Raw genomic sequence first — 1049 nt, forward strand, 5'->3', positions numbered from 1 at the left:
AACTGCGCCCCCAGCAAATCATTGCTCTTGCTGTACGACCCGTCATTGCGCAGGAACACATTCTGCGACGCCCAGTCGTGGCGATATTCAACCTTCACGGTGATTTGCTGCGTCGGGTAGAACAGCAGGTCCAGCGCTACGTCCTGCCGCACCGCGCCCTTGCACTGGAAGCCCAGACCGCCATTCGCCTCGGAATTCGCGAGACAATCCGCGCCAATACCAAAGCCGTTATACGGGTCCATCCCGTTGCCATTGAGCGCAACGCCACCGCCACCACCACCGTTCTTGCTATCGACGAGCAGGTCATAACGCGCCGTCACACCCATACGACCGACAACCGGCGCATTGAACTTGCGGTGCGCGAGCATCGACAGACCGTACCACTGCGCATTGCCGCCGTTATACGCGGCGCGCTGCTGCTGACCGTAATCGAGTTCGGCGTTGTACTGCACGTCTGCACCCGTGTAAGTCGCGTCGACTTCGCCAAAGAAGAAGTAGCCGCCCGAGCTCGTTGCCTGGCCACCCGCACCATAAACGGCCTGGCCAGTCGTGGAGTCGATCGCGCTCGACAGCGTCTGACGTCCGATATTGAACGACCCGCCGATATCCAGCGCGCTCGACCACGTGTAATCGGCACGCGCCGTGAACGTCGGGATCTTGTTGCTGGTGGTGATCGGATCGCCCAGCGCATTCGTGCCCGTCTGCGTGACCGAGCCATACGTGCGGTACTGCTCGTTGCCCAGCATGAACTTGAAGGCCCACTGGCTGCTGTCCGGCGTGTAATTCCAGCCCACGCCCACATAGCTGCCCGGATCCGAGAAGTCATACAGCAGGTTGTGGGTGAGGGTGAGCATCTGGTTCGACTGCTGCACCTCGTAGCCGCCAAAGCTCGGCATCAGGCCCGCGACGAAGGTCTGCGTGGCCGTGATCGGCACCGTGACGACCGCCGTGTTCAGGATGTTGTTGCCAATGTCGCCATGCTCGTTGGCCAGCAGCGTGATGCCGTTGCCGCGGTTCGGCATGAGCGTGATTTCAGCCGACGGCGCCAT

General features: G+C 61.5%; 1 protein-coding gene. It reads right to left on the reverse strand.

All coding sequences use genetic code 11. The features are described from left to right. On the reverse strand, nucleotides 1–1049 hold a 1049-nt coding region (locus tag U5782_RS41225; protein ID WP_322049617.1), incomplete at both ends, for a DUF3138 family protein.

Origin of the sequence: Paraburkholderia sp. J67 (assembly GCF_905220265.1) — a bacterium.
Lineage (GTDB): Bacteria > Pseudomonadota > Gammaproteobacteria > Burkholderiales > Burkholderiaceae > Paraburkholderia.